This window comes from Candidatus Puniceispirillum marinum IMCC1322 (assembly GCF_000024465.1).
GTDB lineage: Bacteria > Pseudomonadota > Alphaproteobacteria > Puniceispirillales > Puniceispirillaceae > Puniceispirillum > Puniceispirillum marinum.
The window spans coordinates 1,035,010-1,052,954 of the sequence record NC_014010.1; the positions used below are offsets into that span (position 1 = coordinate 1,035,010).

Sequence of the window (17,945 nt, forward strand, 5' to 3'; positions counted from 1 at the left end):
ACTTTCTATTTTAAAGAATATTCGATTTGTGATTTACACATTTCTTCCAAGTTTTGGCCGTTATTTGCAGCAAGATGCCATTCCACCGTTAAGCGCACAATCTCTTCAAATGGTATGGATGTACTCCAACCTAATTCATTCTTCGACTTTGTGGAGTCAATCGACAGAAAATTAGATTCAAGCGCCCTCGAGGTTCCCTTTGACATATGACAGCTAAAATCAAGACGCGCCTTTAGGTGTTCAACTAATGTGCCAACAGAAGAATGCGCGTTATTGCTGGGTCCAAAATTCCAAGATTGGCTAAAATAACGAGGCTGATTATAAAGATTTTGTGCCAAAATAATATAGCCACGTAGCGGGTCTAAAACATGCTGCCAGGGACGAACCGCATTTGGGTTTCTTATCTCAATCACTTTTTGACTATCAGCCGCAGATAGAATATCTGGGACAATTCTATCGCAAGATATATCACCACCCCCAAGAACGTTTCCAGCGCGCACATTGGCAATGCCAATGTGATCCGATTTATTGGCTGCTTCTACAAGATGCATATAGCAGCTTGAGACTAAATCAGCGCAGGCCTTGCTATTGCTATAAGGGTCTTTTCCCCCAAGCTTATCGCTCTCAGTAAATGATGTTTGTCTTTCATCATTTTCATAACATTTGTCAGAGGTCACATTAATCAGTGCAATTTTTTTTGTGCTTTCACAAACAGCATTTAGCACATTTAGTGTGCCCATAATATTAGTATCGAACGTTGTAAGAGGGTCTTCATAAGATGCCAAAACCAGTGGTTGGGCAGCAAGATGGAATACAATATCAGGCTGAAACTCATTTATGACTTTTAGCAAGCTTTCACGGGAGCGAATATCACCATTTTCCTCGGCAATCTTACCCCTCGTCACATCTGTGTAAAAACGACTTTCAAGCAAGCCAGCTTGAGAGAACCCCAATAAATCAGCACCAAGTTGTTTTAACCAAAAAGATAACCATGCCCCTTTGAAACCTGTATGCCCTGTAAGAAGGATTTTTTTGCCTTCCCAAAAATTTTTATCCACTACCAAACTTGCCATGGTGCTTGGCCTTCATTCCATAAAGCTTCTAAATATCTTTGTTCTCGAAGAGTATCCATCGGTTGCCAAAATCCATGATGCTTATAGGCAGATAACTCATTCTGGCTAGCCAGCTTTACCAACGGCTCTTGTTCCCAAACAGTCGTATCATCTTCAATTAAATTAATAACATCTCTATGGAGCACAAAGAACCCACCACTGACAAAAGATGATGTATCTGGCTTTTCCACAAATTGTCTAACCCTATTAGCCTGAGCGATTTCTAGATTGCCAAACCGTGTTGGGGGTTGCACAGCTGTCACCGTAGCAAGCACCTTATCTTCCATATGCTGTTTTATTAAATCTCTGATATTCACGTCACCTAGGCCATCGCCATACGTTAGCAGAAATCTCTCATCGCTTCCTAAATACGGCTCGATACGCTTTATGCGCCCGCCTGTCATTGTGTTCAGACCAGTATCAATCACAGTCACTTTCCAATTTTCTGCCTGCGTATGCATCGTTTCGATTTTGCCATCTTTCAAGCTCACAACAAGGTCAGAATTATGGAGATGATAATTGAAAAAATATTCCTTGATTTGATAGGCTCTATATCCCGCACAAATTATGAACTCTTCAACACCAAAGTTTGAAAAATATTTCATGATATGCCATAGGATAGGCTTTTGACCAATTTCAATCATCGGCTTTGGTTTGCTCTCACTTTCTTCGGAAATTCTTGTCCCAAAACCGCCAGCAAGTATTACTAATTTCATGTTATAGCCCTAAGTTTATTTAGTCCATATGAGCCTGAACTCGTGAAAAGATAGTATAATAGTCGTCTGTATAAATGGTCTTATACCCTACCAATGGCAAGTTTTCCTGCCACTTCTTGAGCCATAACCTGTTATGCGTCTCATCCAGTTTACTTCCGAATGTTTGATTAGCTTTTTTTGATAATATAATGACGTCAAAATCCTCATTTTTATTTATCAGGCCATAATGAAGCCGATGAGCAAATTTTGGAACGAAAGCGTCATTAGTGACGCCTATTGAAAGCGCACTATTCTGACTAATCCAATCGTTCATTTTTGACATTTGAAACATACTACTATTCGCCAAGTATTTGCTATAATTAAATGTTGAGGCGCTAAACTTTGAATGGAAATTTACACTATATGGCATTGACCCGTGCCCTATGCCCTGACCTAAAAAATAAAAAGGTAGTATGCAGAGACATATTTGGCATAGGGCTCTCATCTTTTTTGCTAGTTGTTTTATATCAACAGTTGCAACGATCAAAAACAATATGGCCATAATATCATAGGTGTAATGCCCTTCCACCGAAACATGATATTCCTCAGACACTATAAGTATCTTTGCAATGGCTGGTATGAGCGCAATGGACAATCTTGCATTCATCACAACAAAAGGCAAAAAGGCAGCGCCTATCCAAAATCCAAAGAATAGTTTCTTTATCCAAATGGCTGGGTCAGAATAAATAGATACGGCATCGGCAGGCTGATGGAAAACAGAATAAACTTGGCTGTTAGTCAGTTTAAACCAAAGATAAAAAATAAAGATGCTAAACACTGCAAATGCCATGATGCGGGCATGCCTCACAATGCCTCTATCGGCTTTGTAAACAAGTAACAAAGCGCACAAACTTGGCATCCATTGCTCGCCCGCAGTCACCGCTGTGGCAGTAAAAATAAAGAACCCAACTTTGTTATTTTTAGTCATGAAATACGAAAGCCATAGAATTGATGGCAAAAACACATGATCGGGATGAAACCCTAATATGTCTAGAAAATGAATAACAGGAGATATCAAAAACGCTAACATCACTAGCATTTGTAATTTTACGTTTTCGAAATGAATTTCTGCCAACTTATATAAGGGGTAAAGTGACGAAACCAAAAACAGAGTCTGAAAAACTAATATAGACGAAAACCCAAAGGCTTGTTCAATAACTGAAAAAATAACAAGATTGGGGTGAAAATGTCCTTTTAACGAAAACAGCAATTTATCAAACAGATTAGGGGCAAGTTTGATAGATTGAATTTGATGATAATACAGGCCTAAATCAAAAAGCTCATAGTTTAAGTTAATATATTTCAGAAGCTTGAGACTTATCATCAAGCTCACAAGAACCAGACTTATAACCATAAACAGCCGCTTTTCATAAGTGCTGATTTTGGGCATTTCAAAATTGCTCAACTTAAAAAATAACACCCCAATAAATGAAAAAACAATTGGAATAGCGACCAAGCGAAGAACTAATGACGCGGCTTTGTTATTAAGGAAAAATTGCTCAAAGGTGATAACGCTTAAAACCACAGAGGCACCAAACACCAGAGTAGCCACAAAAAGCATCACATGATGAAACACTCTTATGCTATTCTGCTGAATGTCCGCTGACTGAGACATTAAACTTCCTTTAAGAAAGGTAGAACATCGCGTATTTCATGCGCAAACCCATCAACACAGTGAAAATCTCTATAATGTTTAGACATGTTTCGCAATTTTTCTAAGGTTGATGGCATCTCAGCATGTCGTAAACTCTCAACCATACCGTCAACTGAGGCATCAAAAATCAATTCTGGCAAACCGAACTTTTCATATTCATAAGCCATCCATGTTTCATTTGGAACCAACGCGGGTCTTTCGGCAAAAATACATTCAACAAACACGCCTGAAGTTGACTCATTATAAACATCTTTTGAATAGGGAAGCAAAATGACATCCATTTTGGAAAATAATAAATTATATTCGTCCACATCTAAATTGGGGGATAATTCTTCAATTTGGATATGCGCTGCCTCAGTCTGCACGAGGTCAGATTTTGACAGACTCAATTGAAATTTCGCAAGGTACTCATCTTTTCTGCTGATGAATTCCGAAATCACTTCAGATCCTTTATCCAAACGAGGATGCCCTGGCCACCAGAGTTGTGTGTGTGTCTTTGTCTTTTTTGGTAGCTCTGGCAACACATCTGGCGTATGAGGAATGGGAAGTACTGTGACAGGCCTTCGGTAATACTCTCTCAGACGAATGGCGACCTTCTCACTATCAGAGGTCAAAACCACATTCGGGACTATTTTAAAAATATCATTGACCCAAAAGAGCAACTTAAAGGCTCTGTGAAATCCTTTGGATTGAAGCCAATATAACCCATTGCCCCACTTATCGCTTCCTCTGAGGAGCAAAATTATGTGCCAGTCTTTTTTATTTTTGAACATAAAAAACGAGACAAATAACGCAGCAAGTTGGAAAGGGTTGAAGGATTCAAAAAAGACGTTTTTATATATGTAACTTTTATCAAGCGATTTGAAAATTTTTCGTAAATCTAGACCAAGCTTCATTGTGTCCAAAAACAAAAACACAAATCGCCAAGACAGAACGAGCTTCATCATATCTTGGCGTTCAAGTTCAAGACTTCTGTGCGGGGCAAAAAAACTAATCACCTTTGACGCAGGTGCAAAAAATTTAGATGTCTCATCTGGCAATATGAAAATATGTTCTATTTTCAGCACCTCAGATACTTTTGCTAATGATTTGTGGTAAGGAAGCACATGCCCCTTGCCATCTCTGAGGTGATGGATAATCGATACAAGACAAGAGGTGGTTTTTGACATTGAAATTTTTTCTTATCAGCCAACTGGTTTTGAGGCATCCCAGCAGAATTCAAAATTGACTCTTTTGCGAGGTGATAGAGCCATTTCTAATGTTTTATGTTGATCTGGCTTGGCCAAGAATAACATCATTCCCGTTTTTCCAGCCCCCAAAAGCTTTCCTGCAAAGGCACCATAATCCATCGCTTTTGTATATATTTCATCAACAAAATCATTTGATACTTGAGAAGATAATTTTTTCTTCAATGCCCAACTTTCACACAGTAATTTGCCAATCTCATGCACTGGTTCACTCGCGTCACTATCTGTGAGTATTCTCTTAGCTTCTAAAGCTATGTCAGTCATCTCACGCAATGTGGAATCATTTTTCTTGTTTAAGTTACGCGCAATCTGCTCATCTAATATTTGCGGCGCAGATCTTTGGCTTCCAAGATAGAACATCACCATGTTTCGCTCGAGGCTAGCTATGGTTTTTTGGTTAAGCCCCTCATTAGATAAAGTAAAGCTTCCGTCTTTGAATTCAACGATGTTGAATCCACCTAGTGAGGTTAGAATCTGGTCTTGCAGACCAACATTTTCACCGATTTTTTCGATTTCGATCACATGCGCAAGTTCTGTAATCTTCTTCGCATCTAGCCTCTCTCCTTTATAAAGTGAAAGGGCATTTATCAGTCCCACCGTAAAGGCAGATGAAGAACCTAGCCCCGTTCTTGCTGGAAGCTCAGCTAATGAGTGCAACTCAAATGGTGGTTCAATCTCAAAAAACCGAAAGCATTCTCTGATAGAGTTATGCTTTATATCCGATATATTGGGCACACTCTCTCTTATGGAATAATTCAAACGGTATTCTGAATCATTATTTAAAGGATTGCCGTTCACATAAACATAATTGAACTTATTGATGGCAGAGCCTATCACAATGCCGTCATTATTCTCGAGGTAAGAGGGATAATCCGTGCCACCACCAAATAAACTCACGCGCAAGGGTGTCTTGACTATTATCATTACAGCAATCTTCCCTAAAGATTAGTATATTGATGCTTTGAAATCATAGAGTAGCCCTTGATGAGTTCTTCTATACCAAAGTCAAGGGAATGCGTTGGCATAAAGCCTGTTTTCTCCAACTTTTCATTAGACACGATATAATTTCTTTGGTCTGGGTCTTTTTGATTATCGGCAATCGGGAAAATGAATTTCGGTAGCTGTTGCTGAATTCTTTCACACAATTCAAATTTGGAAATATTCGCATCTGAAAGGCCGACATTATAGACATTGCCAACCATGCTATCAACGTTTTTGATAGCATACACAAAAGCGCGTGTTACATCGCGGATATGAATATAATTTCGCTTAAAATGAGGCTCGTACAACACAACAAATCCATCTGTTTTTGCTCTGTAAACAAAGTCATTTACCAACAGGTCTAGTCTCATTCTTTGAGACATCCCAAATACAGTTGCCAATCTATAACTGATTGAATTCGCGCGTTCCATCAGGCGCGCTTCAACAGCTACCTTTTCTTTGGCATATTGGGAAATAGGGTTCAAAGGGCTTTCTTCGTTACAGAAATTATTTTCGTCCCCTGTGCCATAGGCACTATTTGTTGTTGGCATAATGATAAGCTGGCTCTTGGCCGTCATATCAAACAGATCATAAACAGCGGCTTCATTTATTGTTGCAGCATCTTTTGGCTTACTCGCACATGCAGGCGCGCCGACAATTGCTGCCAGTGGAATGATGATATCTGCTTTTGCCACCAAATGCTTGTAATTATCCACATCACGAACATCTGATTTTATGACACTGAAATTCTCATTCGCGCAATATTGATTGAGTGTTTGACGGTCATATAAGAAATTGTCGACCACAACAACTTTATAGCCAGCCTTTAAAAGATAACCCGTTAGAAGCGAGCCAATATACCCAGCTCCGCCAGTTAAAAGTACTGTTTCCATCTTATGAATCCATTCCATTTTTTGAGATTAGAAGGTTCCTAATTACCAGATATTCAAGGCCAGACCGTTCGAATGTTGAAAAAGCATCTTCTGCTGAGCACACAAGAGGCTCTCCATGCAAATTAAGTGAGGTATTCAAGAAACCCCCCATACCTGTTAATTCATGATACCGTGACAAAATAGCGTGGTACTTCTGATTTTGTTCTTTTTTAACAATTTGAGGGCGTGCAGACCCATCATATTGGTGAATGCCCGCGGCCAGATGTTTTTTTGCTAACGGCTTTGTATTAGCCCCAACTGCCATATATTCAAGGGATTCATATGTATCAACATCCAAATACATGTCTGCCTTCTCTTCCAACATGCTACAGGCAAACGGCATCCAAAAATCACGTCCTTTAATCTGTTTGTTAATGGTTCTAACACTGGCTGTATTTGACGCATTAGCTAAAATAGAACGGTTACCAAGCGCTCTTGCGCCAAATTCCATTCGGCCATCCACATGCGCTACAATTTTATTATCGGCTAAAAGTTGTGCTACCACATCTACAATATCTGACTTAAACTCAGCTTTGTATTTGCCATCAGCTTTTATCCTCTCATAGAGAGCCTCACATTCCACTTTATGAATGGCTGTTCCGAGATACAGGCTTTTCGCTTCATGCGCCTCACCAGGCTCAATGCCATTCAATTTAAGACCGTAATAGGCCGCACCTAAAGCGATGGATTCATCACCGCCACTAGGGCAAACAATCATCTTATCAACTGCCTTTAATGTGCGGATATGTTGATTCACTTTGATGTTCATGAAAAAGCCTCCGCTTAAAACGACGTTTGAAATGCCATATTTATGTATGGTTAGCTGTATCCATTCCGCTGCAATTTCTTCGACAAACAATTGTGCAGCCGCAGCCACCAAATCAAAGCGCTTATGCTTTAATTTTGCAGGAAGCCACCTGTCAAAATAATTTCCGCCCCCAATGGCAGAGAAGCTTAAGTCTGGATTGATGGTAAATTGCGAACGGAACAAATTCGCCAAATCTTGTATTTCTGGACTTGTGCAATAAGGTGCTAACCCCATCACCTTATATTCATGTTCATTTATCTTCATGCCCAAGAATTTCGTAATAGAGCCATAAAAGCTTGCAATAGAATTCCCTGCTTTTGTCTTTGATACCAAGCGCCATTCACCATCTGCAACCGTTGAAATAGTCGCACATAATCCATCGCCTTCACCGTCTAATGTGAATACAAGAAATGGTTTTTTCCTTTCTTGATGCGGCACAAATCCGTAAAAGGCTGTGTAGGCGTGGCATAGATGATGGTCTGCATACACCACATCCAATGTTTCACATTTCAACTCACGTTTAATTCGTTCTGTTACCAAACGTTGGTAACCGCTTGACATCAGATAGCGATAATTCAGCTGATAAAGAGCGCTAAAAATTGGCTTTAGGAACGGCATCCTATAGTGAATTTCATTTAAAATTAGCTTTACTCTAGATTGCCAAGACGTCCCAACACCAACGCGCTCTTCATTATAAATTTCTATATTTTTTTCCTTAACAAAAGGGATTGCGCGTGACGCAACAACAACGCAGTCCAATTCATCAGCTGTTATTGAGGTTTCGCCCAAAAGCGCAAATGATGATTCTCTTGGAAAATCAGTCGAGTTTTTCGATCTAGTTAGACGCTCTTCTGAGATCGCCCCCACCAGTGTTTGCGAAATGAGAGCACATGATGAATTATGACCAAATAGTAAACCTAATATTTTCATTTGTTTGTCTCCAAAAATTCCATAACAGTGACCGTCGTAGCTGGCACTTCAAGAATTTCACATGCTTTTTTCACGCTTAGATTATATTTTACTAATGGCGTATCAGGAGAAATTTCACTCTTGGATGAAACGGCATTGATAAGATCAGATAATATTAAATGCCCTTTACCAGTTAAATTATAAATTCCTGAATGAGACTTGTCTAACAGTTCGCTAATAAATTTTGCTGCAAACGCAACGTTAACATATTGCATTTCACTATCGGCTGATACCCATAGTTTTTCGTTATGAGAGATATCATAAATCGGATTCTTCGATAGCCCTTTTCCTACCAAGCCACCAAGCCTCAGAATAATAGCATTAGAACAAGCCTGTTGCACTTCTCGCTCAGCCATCCGTTTGTTTTTACCATAATTTGATAGGTTATCTTCGTTAATCTCTTCATCTTCTTCACAGAGCCTACCCGTGCTGACATCTGGGTAAACTTCACCTGAGGAAAGTAAAACATATTTCTTAAAGTAAAAGTCTTTTAATGATTTACGAACGCTTTCAACTGAAAGTTGATATTCTAACTCTGGGTCTTTATCTGCCAAATATTTTTTTGAATTACCATTGGCGTTGATAAATATATCGCAACTCTCGCCTATTAGGCTTTGGTAATTTTTTCTGGTTATGACTTGGACGTCAGCGTTCTGCCTCTCAAAGTGACTAACTATCGCCCTGCCAATAAACCCTTCTCCGCCTAAAACAAAATACCTCAAAGCCTTATAGCTCCCTCAACCTCATAATTAGTGGAGAACCAATCGTAACTTTTCCTCAGCCCTTGCATCAAATTCGTGTCGCATTTGAAGCCCCAACTTTCCATCAACGCAACATCAAAAACCTTCTCTTTTTGACCATCTGGTTTGCTAGTGTCCCATTCAAGAACACCTTTATAATCAACAACTGATGCGACAAGCTCAGAGAGCTCTTTAATTGAAATGCCATTGCCAGATGAAAGATTCATTGGCGTCTCGATATGTTTAAAGTCAATTAAATCAACAATAATTGACGCGACATCTTCCGCGTATACGAAATCACGAATTGGAGAGCCCGTTCCCCAAAGATTTACCTTTGGCGAATTTGAGATTTTTGCCTCATGGAATTTTCTAATTAAGGCTGGAATAACATGTGAGTTGTCTAAATTATAATTATCATATTTCCCATATAGATTTCCAGGCACTAGCACTTTTGTTTTTAAACCATATTGTTTTTCATAAGCCTGGCCAGCGATTATGCCCATCTTCTTGGCAACCGAATAAGCTGAGCTGTTACCCTGCGGCATACCTTCCCACATTTCACCTTCAGATATCGGAGATGATGCAGAATTTGGATAGCTGCACCCCCCCATTGTATAAATCATGTCTTTTACACCAAGCGAACCACATGCTTGAAATACATTTGTGACCAAAAGAGAATTTTCAAAAAAGAAGTCGGCAGGGCGCTCGGTATTCGCGCCAATTCCACCAGATAAGGCAGCGAGATGAATCACAACATCTGGCCTATGCTCTTTCACCATTTTGGAGGCTTGTGATAATTCTGTTAAGTCATAGTCGGATGAATTTAAAAAAATACAATCGAATTTTTTATCACTTTTTTCGAGTGCGACACGTAAATTGGACCCAAGAAAGCCACTTGCACCTGTAATCAAAACTCTTTTCATTTTAATCAATTTAACCTTAATTTCTCTTTACATTTTTTGAGACCCATTTTGAATGCGAACGAGCTGTAACCAACCGTAAATGCAAAACAAATGATAGGGTGTAAGAACCAAGCTATATCCTGCTTTGAAAAGTAGCCCTTTATAGCTCTCAAGATAGGAAAAATAAAGGTAATTGAATAGATCGCAAAAACAATGCACCAGAAAGCCGAATGACTATCAAAAATTTTATATAATCTTTTTTCTGCGAATTGGTAATCACCAGCGTATTGAACACGCCTTTTAACAAAGGCAATGACTGAGGTATCAATACAATGATGAATTGTTTCACCCTCAACAAAGGCAAACCCGCCTTTTGACTTTCTGCTGGCCTCATATGCCATGTCTATATGCAAACCATCGCTTGCGTAATGTGAATTCTTGTACATATTAGTCGGGTACAGAAATCCATTAGCACCGATTGTCGGAAAATTGCGAAATGATGAGAAATTTGCCAATAAGCCAAACTCATATTGGTCAGCGTCAAACGCGATTCCCCAAATTTTCTCATCATAAGCCAACCTATCATTAAGCCTCAAAAACACCACAAGCGGATCAGTTCCACCATTTAACGCAAAATAGCGAGAGATGGGTCTATCATCTCTCACATGTGCGTATCGTAGCGTTGAAACCCCAAGAGACTTTGTTTCAAGATAGGCAGCAACCATTTTCGACAATGTTAAAGGAGAGCCAAACCGATTATCAGCTGAGAAAAACAAGCTTAGCTCTGTTGAAGGTGTCGTTAGCGCAAGGCCCCCTCTTCGTGAGGCATAATTTTTCAATTCTGGCATTGATTTGAATATAGCGCCATATTTTTCGGCTATATCAGCCGTTCTATCCGTAGAACCACCATCGATTAATTGTATAACCACTTTGTCTTGCGGATAGTCTTGTTCTCTAATGGACTGTAAGCAAGTCTCAATTATTGTTTCGTCTTGATAGCTGATCATTGTGACCGTAACTGATGGCAAAAAATCACTTTTATTCATTGGTAAAAATACCTAATTCGAACAGAGCTTGTTTAAAACTCTTATTTGTATTGTCTAAATTATTCTCAAAGCTATATTCCCAAGCGTTATAGGCTAATGTCTTAATGCTTTTGCTATCCTGTGCTAATTTCACAATCTCACTAGCCATTTCCCTTGGCGAATTATCCTTACAAATAACGCCTGAAACCCCGTCTTTAACCGCATCTCTTAAACCATCTGCATCATAAGCAATGGTTGTAACGCCTTGCGTAGCGGCTTCTGTTATCGTAAGCCCCCACCCCTCTTTAACAGAGGTCATCAATAAAATATCAAAAAGCTGCAATGTGCTAGCTTTTTGACCCTCGGCCATATGCCCTCTATAAGTTATTTTGTCCTTATGACGAGATATTTCTAGACAGTTCATAAATCTCTCAAAATACGAACCTGAACCAGACCCAAAGACATCCAAAGTAAGCGTAGGGCACTTATCTGCTGCTAACTCAAACGCCTCAAGCTGTTCTATTGTTCTTTTCATAGGACGAATGGACCCAAAACTTAAAATCCGACCTTTGAATGTCGTCTTATTAAATGCCTCGCGTGGGGTAATTTCCACCCCTTCAATAACAGGGGAAGATATTTTTTGAAATCCATGTTTTTGCAAATCATGTCTTGTGCTGTTTGACATAGGTACAGCTGATTTTCCTGAGAGCAAAAATAGCCAAATTTTTTCAAGCAAAAATCCAAAGGCGCCAACTGTGCGAGGAAGTTGGTAGAACCACACTTCTTTGCAAAGCTGATGAAAAAATAAGACAGTTGGCTTGGAGGTAAACAGCGATATGAAAAAAGGAACAGTGTTTACCTCTTCAACAATCAAATCAGCGTTCATTTTACCTCGTAAATATTTTAACACACAAAGCGGGTAGCACGTTATTGCATTGCCTTGCCTATATACAGAATAACCGTCTTTTCCTTCAAAAGCAGGAAGGCCTTTTGGCCTTGATGTGAAAAGAACAACATTGTTTCCCTCGGCCACAAGCCATTTCATTATAGAAGATGATATAACCTCAGCGCCCCCTGCTTTGGGGTGGTCGCTATCCTTCCAGCTGAACCAAATGATTGTTTTAATTTTATGTGAATCTTCGATACCAGACATATCCCACCAACATAAAAGCCACAGAAAAATTGACCACTAAAAAGGCAACGCTAAAGTCACTTGGCTGAGATACAAACCAAATAGATGCCGCCAGTTGAAACAAAACCAACAGTCCCTGGAACACCAAAATATGAGTTTCCCCTTTTGCAAAGCCAATATGTTCGATAATTGAAAATATCCCAATGGGAATTAGTGCAAATCCATAAATTTTTAGAACTTCAACAGTTAACGAACTAATGTTGCCGTAAAGCGTTGTCAAAACGAATTCAGAAAAGGCGTAAAACATCACAGCACATATAGTGCCTATCGCTATTGTTCCCAATATAAGGATCAAAAACCCTCGCTGCGACAAACTTATGCGGCTTAGAATGGGATATGCGACCATGCCGAGGGAAGAAGTTATAAAGAAAACTGCTTTAGATAAAACAAGAGCTGTTACAACCTGCCCTGCAATTTCTTCGGAGAATACTGTTTTCGCAATAATGACATCAGACTGAATAATGAGCGCTGAAAAAATAACGACACCAAAAAAGCGTCCTTCATCACGTAAAAACTGAATGATGCGTTTCAATTTGAACGATTTAAGCTTTGTGATGTTTAAATATTTATTTAAAAAAAGTGTCAAGATTACTATCAAAGCATGGGCGAGAAGTATGGCCATCATGACTTGATAAATATCTTCATGCCAAATCCAAATAAATAGTATCTTCAACAATGCTATCGATAATCCACAAAGCGAGAGTATTGGGATACGATTTTCTCCCCATAAAATGGCAAAGACTTTTGTTTGAATGGTAAGCAATGTGCAAAAGGAAAAGAAAAACACTAAAGATAGCGTATCAAAAGGAAACTCTGAATTGAAAATGCCGAATCGCGAAACCGCAAAGAATAGGGCTACAAACAATAATTGAGAACCGAACGAAAGATATAAATAATTTGAAAACAAACAATTAATTTCAAAATATTTTCGAAAATTATTCTTATTGCTTACCAGTCGCGCAATACTGAAAGACGCAGCAGAGCAAGGGGCAACAACAATGAGGCAAAGAGACATAAGAAACGCCAAGTCACCGAAATCTTTTGGGTTTAAGTAAGCCACCAGGAGCAACTGTAGCGCATAATTCATGCCGCCATTCAAAAGGTTCGCGCCAGATGCGAGAAAAAAATTAAGTAAAACCAATTTTTACAGAATCTTTCTTCTAATGATATAGATAGGCTTGCCTGCCACTTCGGTCGCGATTTTTGATAGGTAGAGTGAAATAACGCCTAAAACCAAAAGAATAAGGCCTAAATTACTGAATGTAAGAACCAACACAAACGCCGCTGGCGAGGCATTAAGAAAATCAAAAAACAGCTTATCAACCATCATGACAAAGAACATTGACAAACCAATCACCAAATTCAAAACTCCTAATATAAACGTGAATTTCAGAGGTGCGGTGGTTAAAGAGGTTATGGAACTTAAAGCAAGGTCGATTAGTTTGAAGGCTGAAAATTTTGTTTGCCCTTTACTTCTCTCGTCAACATCAAAAAAGACAAAGGTTCTATTGAAACCAACCCAATCAACAATGCCTCGGAAAATACGATCCTTTTCGCCTATCTGCCTGATTGCCTCAACAACACTTTGGTCTAACAGCCTGAAATCCGTACTATTTGGTATGGGGCTTATCTCACTAAATTTTCTGACAAATGCGTAATATATACCCCCAAAATATTTACGGAACATATTCGTCGTCGTAGCCGTATTTCTGACCCCGATTACGACCTCATGCCCCTCCTGCCATCGCGATATAAATTCTGGAATTAATTTAGGGGGGTGCTGCAAGTCACTATCAATAAAGATAACGGCATCTGCGTCATTATGGTGGTCAAGACCAGCTGTAAGAGCGCGCTCTTTTCCAAAATTTCTAGATAGATCTATCGCTTTAAGGAAAGAATATTTCTGACACAACGCTTCGATACACTGCCATGTGCCATCTTCACTGCCATCATTGACTAGTATCGCCGAGAAATCAATGTCATGCGTCCCACTCACCACTTTATCCAGTTCAGAAACAAATAAAGAGATTGAATTCTCTTCATTATACACGGGTGATATTACAACAATTGTTTTCCTAGATTTGTCCATGACAACCGCGATATTGAAGGGATTATATAGATTTAGTTAACACATTTAGTACTTTGTTTGATAAATAAAAATTGGGAAAAATTTTTCTGCTAATAATAGGCAATCATAATGATCTAATTCTACATGTCGGTCTGTGATAACATCGCTGCGGTTGATTACATGCGTAATACCTATTTCCTTGAGCGACGCACAGAATGTTCCCTGAGATATTGCCCTCTCTAAATCGTCAATAATTCTATTATTGGGATGCGCCAACGTTTTGAATAAAACTTGTCCATTTGGAGTGAAGGGTACGCCATATCGATAGCCATTATATGCCCCCCAATGGAAGTGAGAATTAAAAGAAAATGGTGTAAGCAAAATTGTAGCATCGTCACTCTTGTTGACATAATTCTCGACAGAAGCCCAATAGGGCGGTACCTTTTCTGCCTTCAGAATGGGTGATACAACTCCCACACCGACTAATAACAAGACACAAAAACCTGTATAAATCAACATGAGCCACAAATGCGTTTTTGTGCCCCTTAATAACAAAGTGAGAAGCAGGAACATTATGACTAAGGTGAAAAACTTTATAGTGTTTCTGAAAATCAAAACAGGCGACAACATGTCACCTAAAATATGAATGAGATACGCAACAGGTGAAAACAAGTTCGCGCTCATAGTTGCAAACCAGAAAAAGGCTGTTGCCATAATGAGCTTTCTAGACACATTATCATCTGGATGTGCGCGTGTCAGGCAAACAGATACAAACACAAAGAAGATAAGCGACGATAATAATGAGGTAAACGGTACATCATCTAAGGCAGCGCCGAAATGGCTAGAACCTGTCACGGTGGCCCAATTACCCGATAATTGCGCCACCAAATGAGGAAGCGAATAGCGAGCATAAAATTGAAAATCTTCAGCTTGCACAAAATAATTTGCAAAGCTAGTATCTTGAAAAACACTAAAAAGCGTAAGAAAGACAAACCAAGAATTGCATAATAGTGTTAATGACAAAGTTTTAAGAACGTCTTGCCAACGAATAAAAATCATACCCAACACAAACGCGCCAATCAGGCCGATAGCATAATAGGTTATTTGTGTCGTTATGAATTGGGCGCCTATTACCAGCCATAAAAACGCAAATATATTTAACGATTTTGATTGCAGTGAATGTGCAAAATGAATGACCGCAAAACAATAGAATATAACGCCAAAATAATGGAGGTTTGCATAGCCGCTTTCCATTTGCGTTAGCGTGAAAAAATTTATTACCCCAGCGACGGATAGCAAAACGATGCCCGCTTCACTAAATTGCGATGGATGGTCTGCCATAGAGCTTATTTTATGAAATAATTTATAAAAGGCAAAAAAACCGAAATTTAAGAGGCAAACAAACCAGACACCGGTTCTATACTCAAAAGGAACATCTAAGACATCTATTGCTAAGAAGAAAGCAATGGGTAGCAAATGAAAATAAAATAAGACGGTCTCAACGCCATATATTTTTGTATCTTCGCGCTCTAATAATAGCTCAAAATACATCCAAGGGTCAGACATCAAACTAAGGTCTAGATAAGATAGATTATATCCAAAGAACCCAAAACAAAGCGCCGTGATAAAGAGGTGGCCATATATGATGGCTGGCACTCTAAATGTTCCTTTCATCAGACTGCCCCCAAAAAGAAATCAAAAAGCAATAGATACTAGTGATAGCCAATGAATTAAGCGCAAAAGACACAAAAGAATAATGCGAGAAGAAAAACTCCGTTAAAATAGCGCATAAAATGATGCTCACCATGATGATACTAATATTTTGTCGCTTTGAAAGATAAGAGCATATTATGACGCCCAAGGTGACAAAAAAGAGCGAAGCCAATGCGCTAAGAGAGCCTTGGTTTAGGAAAAAATACATTGAATTAAGACTGTACATAGCAACAAATGCGACACTCTTAGAAAACAACATAAGCACTAACATCAATGCACCTGATAACAATAACGGCCCTTGGCTTACCTTGTAGTAACCTTTTTGGATGATAGAGTTCTCATTTGAAATTGCTTTCAAATTTAGCATCAATGCCCCTATCCAACTGCGTCTTAGCTCCCCTTCAAGTTGTTGAATTTTTGCCAAACGGAAATCCTCATCTATAGATGAGCTTTCAGCATCTAGTTCAATAGTTCTATTGCATGAGTTCGTATCATGAAGCTTCACATAGGCAGAGCCAACTTCACTGATATCTATGATAGACACCGTCTGACTTTCAAGAATTGAAATCCAAGTTCCGATATGTTGCAATGACGTAAAATCCAATATCGAAAAATGATTTATGTCATGTACGATTTGCTTCAAATGGTTACCAGAAATAGTCATATCGCCAATTCTCGCCTCAGAGAATGTTAACTTTGACAATATATCAGGTTGAATTTCACCGTTCACATATTTGAAAGAAATGTCAGTAATGAACGAGTTGATATCCAACGAAGATTTTTCATTGAAATAAATTGTAGCGTCACACACGCCATTTAGTTTAATGGCGTTATAAAATCCGAAACCCAAACTTTGGTTTTCATTTTGAACAACCAGCGGTAACGCAGACACATCTTCTTCGGGGATTGGTAGATTTTCACTTGTGAAAAAAAGCAAAACAGAAACACAAATAACTAAGGACAGAATGGCTGAAATGATTTTCTGTTTCCTGCCAAAAAATGCAGAGCTGTTGATATTTCCTTTTATTCTCCAAATCATTTTTTGTTCTTAGCTAAAAAAATGAGGTTGTTTGCGGCCGCCCTATGACGCATCGTGATACTGTCTTTAAACCAAGGTGATACAACTAAATTATGAAGGCGCTTCATCCAATTATATTTAAGAACGCCCCCATATCTTACGATCTTTGAGCATTGGAATATAACATCTGCTGGATAGACAAAAGTAGAGCCTGGAAAGTGCTTTTCTAGCGCAAAAAAGTTAGCAATTCTCTCGATATATTTATCATATGGCTCTAGGCCCACATGCCCCCAAGGGTCAATCCAATTCTCTTCATAAACGTTGTTTTTGATAAGCACACGGGTCAGCCAGTTATCGCCTGCCGTCTCAATACTGCCAAGGAAGTGACCTGACGGCTTTAACACCCTCTGACATTCTTCAAAAATGAAGTCTTTATGCTCATTAAAAATATGCCCAAATACTTCTGAGGAAAAAATCACATCAAACGAATTATCATCAAATGGCAAGCCCTTTGATACGTCTAATACAAACGCCTCATCATATATCTTCTGCGCGTTATCAACGCTTGCCCTGGATACATCAACACCCACAACATGGCCATGCTGCGGCAATAGCTGGTTGCCACGGCCACAGCCTAAATCCAATATTTTAGCGTTCTTTGGATTTATTGCCCCAAATAAATCAACTAAACTCTTTTGCGTAAAAGTGCTCGGGGAATGTTTGAAATAGAAATTTTCAAGCGCAGATTTTTTCTGATACTGAAGCGTATCAACAAATCTTCCTTCAAACATCTCTGAATATTTAGAATTTGAACTAGTCATAAGGTTAC

16 protein-coding genes are annotated in these 17,945 nt (G+C 39.0%); all 16 read right to left on the reverse strand.

Features of this window, described 5'->3' with window-relative positions:
- Nucleotides 1–5: 5 nt before the first annotated feature.
- From rfbG to SAR116_RS05075, 16 genes are read right to left on the reverse strand one after another with little or no spacing between them, the layout of a single operon-like run.
- Nucleotides 6–1,073 carry a CDP-glucose 4,6-dehydratase gene (rfbG, locus tag SAR116_RS05000; protein WP_013045853.1) on the reverse strand — a complete coding sequence of 356 codons (1,068 nt, stop codon included), beginning with the start codon at nt 1,071–1,073 and terminating at the stop codon, nt 6–8.
- On the reverse strand, nt 1,058–1,828 hold the full coding sequence (gene rfbF, locus SAR116_RS05005) for a glucose-1-phosphate cytidylyltransferase (protein WP_013045854.1): 771 nt from the start codon (nt 1,826–1,828) through the stop codon (nt 1,058–1,060). The genes rfbG and rfbF overlap by 16 nt, the downstream gene beginning before the upstream one ends.
- A 19-nt stretch (nt 1,829–1,847) precedes the next feature.
- Complete coding sequence (locus SAR116_RS05010) at nt 1,848–3,482, reverse strand: DUF2079 domain-containing protein (RefSeq protein WP_013045855.1); 1,635 nt, start codon at nt 3,480–3,482, stop codon at nt 1,848–1,850.
- Nucleotides 3,482–4,690 carry a hypothetical protein gene (locus SAR116_RS05015; protein ID WP_013045856.1) on the reverse strand — a complete coding sequence of 403 codons (1,209 nt, stop codon included), beginning with the start codon at nt 4,688–4,690 and terminating at the stop codon, nt 3,482–3,484. Before SAR116_RS05015 ends, SAR116_RS05010 begins: the two co-directional genes overlap by 1 nt.
- Nucleotides 4,691–4,705: 15 nt before the next feature.
- Entirely contained in the window at nt 4,706–5,692 is a 987-nt protein-coding gene (locus SAR116_RS05020) for a GHMP family kinase ATP-binding protein (protein WP_013045857.1), read from the reverse strand.
- Nucleotides 5,693–5,706: 14 nt separating this feature from the next.
- Nucleotides 5,707–6,642 (reverse strand): NAD-dependent epimerase/dehydratase family protein, encoded by a 936-nt coding sequence (locus SAR116_RS05025; RefSeq protein ID WP_148212256.1) that lies wholly within the window; start codon nt 6,640–6,642, stop codon nt 5,707–5,709.
- 1 nt (nt 6,643) lies between these two features.
- The gene (locus SAR116_RS05030; protein WP_013045859.1) at nt 6,644–8,419 is read right to left on the reverse strand and encodes a carbamoyltransferase C-terminal domain-containing protein; all 1,776 of its coding nucleotides are present in this window, start codon (nt 8,417–8,419) and stop codon (nt 6,644–6,646) included.
- The gene (locus SAR116_RS05035; RefSeq protein WP_013045860.1) at nt 8,416–9,180 is read right to left on the reverse strand and encodes an NAD-dependent epimerase/dehydratase family protein; all 765 of its coding nucleotides are present in this window, start codon (nt 9,178–9,180) and stop codon (nt 8,416–8,418) included. The genes SAR116_RS05030 and SAR116_RS05035 overlap by 4 nt, the downstream gene beginning before the upstream one ends.
- The gene (locus tag SAR116_RS05040; RefSeq protein WP_013045861.1) at nt 9,177–10,121 is read right to left on the reverse strand and encodes an NAD-dependent epimerase/dehydratase family protein; all 945 of its coding nucleotides are present in this window, start codon (nt 10,119–10,121) and stop codon (nt 9,177–9,179) included. The genes SAR116_RS05035 and SAR116_RS05040 overlap by 4 nt, the downstream gene beginning before the upstream one ends.
- A gap of 5 nt (nt 10,122–10,126) precedes the next feature.
- Nucleotides 10,127–11,146 (reverse strand): glycosyltransferase family 2 protein, encoded by a 1,020-nt coding sequence (locus SAR116_RS05045; protein WP_013045862.1) that lies wholly within the window; start codon nt 11,144–11,146, stop codon nt 10,127–10,129.
- A complete protein-coding gene (locus SAR116_RS05050; RefSeq protein ID WP_013045863.1) occupies nt 11,139–12,278 on the reverse strand; it encodes a glycosyltransferase family 4 protein in 1,140 nt (379 codons plus the stop codon). The genes SAR116_RS05045 and SAR116_RS05050 overlap by 8 nt, the downstream gene beginning before the upstream one ends.
- Entirely contained in the window at nt 12,253–13,404 is a 1,152-nt protein-coding gene (locus tag SAR116_RS05055) for an MATE family efflux transporter (RefSeq protein WP_041860772.1), read from the reverse strand. The genes SAR116_RS05050 and SAR116_RS05055 overlap by 26 nt, the downstream gene beginning before the upstream one ends.
- A 57-nt stretch (nt 13,405–13,461) precedes the next feature.
- Nucleotides 13,462–14,406 carry a glycosyltransferase family 2 protein gene (locus tag SAR116_RS05060; protein ID WP_013045865.1) on the reverse strand — a complete coding sequence of 315 codons (945 nt, stop codon included), beginning with the start codon at nt 14,404–14,406 and terminating at the stop codon, nt 13,462–13,464.
- Nucleotides 14,407–14,451: 45 nt separating this feature from the next.
- On the reverse strand, nt 14,452–16,059 hold the full coding sequence (locus SAR116_RS05065; RefSeq protein WP_013045866.1) for a hypothetical protein: 1,608 nt from the start codon (nt 16,057–16,059) through the stop codon (nt 14,452–14,454).
- Nucleotides 16,043–17,137, reverse strand: a complete 1,095-nt coding sequence (locus SAR116_RS05070) for an MFS transporter (protein ID WP_013045867.1) — start codon at nt 17,135–17,137, stop codon at nt 16,043–16,045. The genes SAR116_RS05065 and SAR116_RS05070 overlap by 17 nt, the downstream gene beginning before the upstream one ends.
- Nucleotides 17,134–17,937: a class I SAM-dependent methyltransferase gene (locus SAR116_RS05075; RefSeq protein WP_013045868.1), complete on the reverse strand. Its 804-nt coding sequence runs from the start codon at nt 17,935–17,937 to the stop codon at nt 17,134–17,136. The genes SAR116_RS05070 and SAR116_RS05075 overlap by 4 nt, the downstream gene beginning before the upstream one ends.
- Between the last annotated feature and the right edge of the window lie 8 nt (nt 17,938–17,945).

What these genes read in the sequence shown, in the direction of transcription:
- rfbG (WP_013045853.1), bottom strand. Translation starts at nt 1,073, where the DNA reads ATGGCAAGTTTGGTAGTGGATAAAAATTTTTGGGAAGGCAAAAAAATC.
- rfbF (WP_013045854.1), bottom strand. Translation starts at nt 1,828, where the DNA reads ATGAAATTAGTAATACTTGCTGGCGGTTTTGGGACAAGAATTTCCGAA.
- SAR116_RS05010 (WP_013045855.1), bottom strand. Translation starts at nt 3,482, where the DNA reads ATGTCTCAGTCAGCGGACATTCAGCAGAATAGCATAAGAGTGTTTCAT.
- SAR116_RS05015 (WP_013045856.1), bottom strand. Translation starts at nt 4,690, where the DNA reads ATGTCAAAAACCACCTCTTGTCTTGTATCGATTATCCATCACCTCAGA.
- SAR116_RS05020 (WP_013045857.1), bottom strand. Translation starts at nt 5,692, where the DNA reads ATGATAATAGTCAAGACACCCTTGCGCGTGAGTTTATTTGGTGGTGGC.
- SAR116_RS05025 (WP_148212256.1), bottom strand. Translation starts at nt 6,642, where the DNA reads ATGGAAACAGTACTTTTAACTGGCGGAGCTGGGTATATTGGCTCGCTT.
- SAR116_RS05030 (WP_013045859.1), bottom strand. Translation starts at nt 8,419, where the DNA reads ATGAAAATATTAGGTTTACTATTTGGTCATAATTCATCATGTGCTCTC.
- SAR116_RS05040 (WP_013045861.1), bottom strand. Translation starts at nt 10,121, where the DNA reads ATGAAAAGAGTTTTGATTACAGGTGCAAGTGGCTTTCTTGGGTCCAAT.
- SAR116_RS05045 (WP_013045862.1), bottom strand. Translation starts at nt 11,146, where the DNA reads ATGAATAAAAGTGATTTTTTGCCATCAGTTACGGTCACAATGATCAGC.
- SAR116_RS05050 (WP_013045863.1), bottom strand. Translation starts at nt 12,278, where the DNA reads ATGTCTGGTATCGAAGATTCACATAAAATTAAAACAATCATTTGGTTC.
- SAR116_RS05055 (WP_041860772.1), bottom strand. Translation starts at nt 13,404, where the DNA reads ATGAATTATGCGCTACAGTTGCTCCTGGTGGCTTACTTAAACCCAAAA.
- SAR116_RS05060 (WP_013045865.1), bottom strand. Translation starts at nt 14,406, where the DNA reads ATGGACAAATCTAGGAAAACAATTGTTGTAATATCACCCGTGTATAAT.
- SAR116_RS05065 (WP_013045866.1), bottom strand. Translation starts at nt 16,059, where the DNA reads ATGAAAGGAACATTTAGAGTGCCAGCCATCATATATGGCCACCTCTTT.
- SAR116_RS05070 (WP_013045867.1), bottom strand. Translation starts at nt 17,137, where the DNA reads ATGATTTGGAGAATAAAAGGAAATATCAACAGCTCTGCATTTTTTGGC.
- SAR116_RS05075 (WP_013045868.1), bottom strand. Translation starts at nt 17,937, where the DNA reads ATGACTAGTTCAAATTCTAAATATTCAGAGATGTTTGAAGGAAGATTT.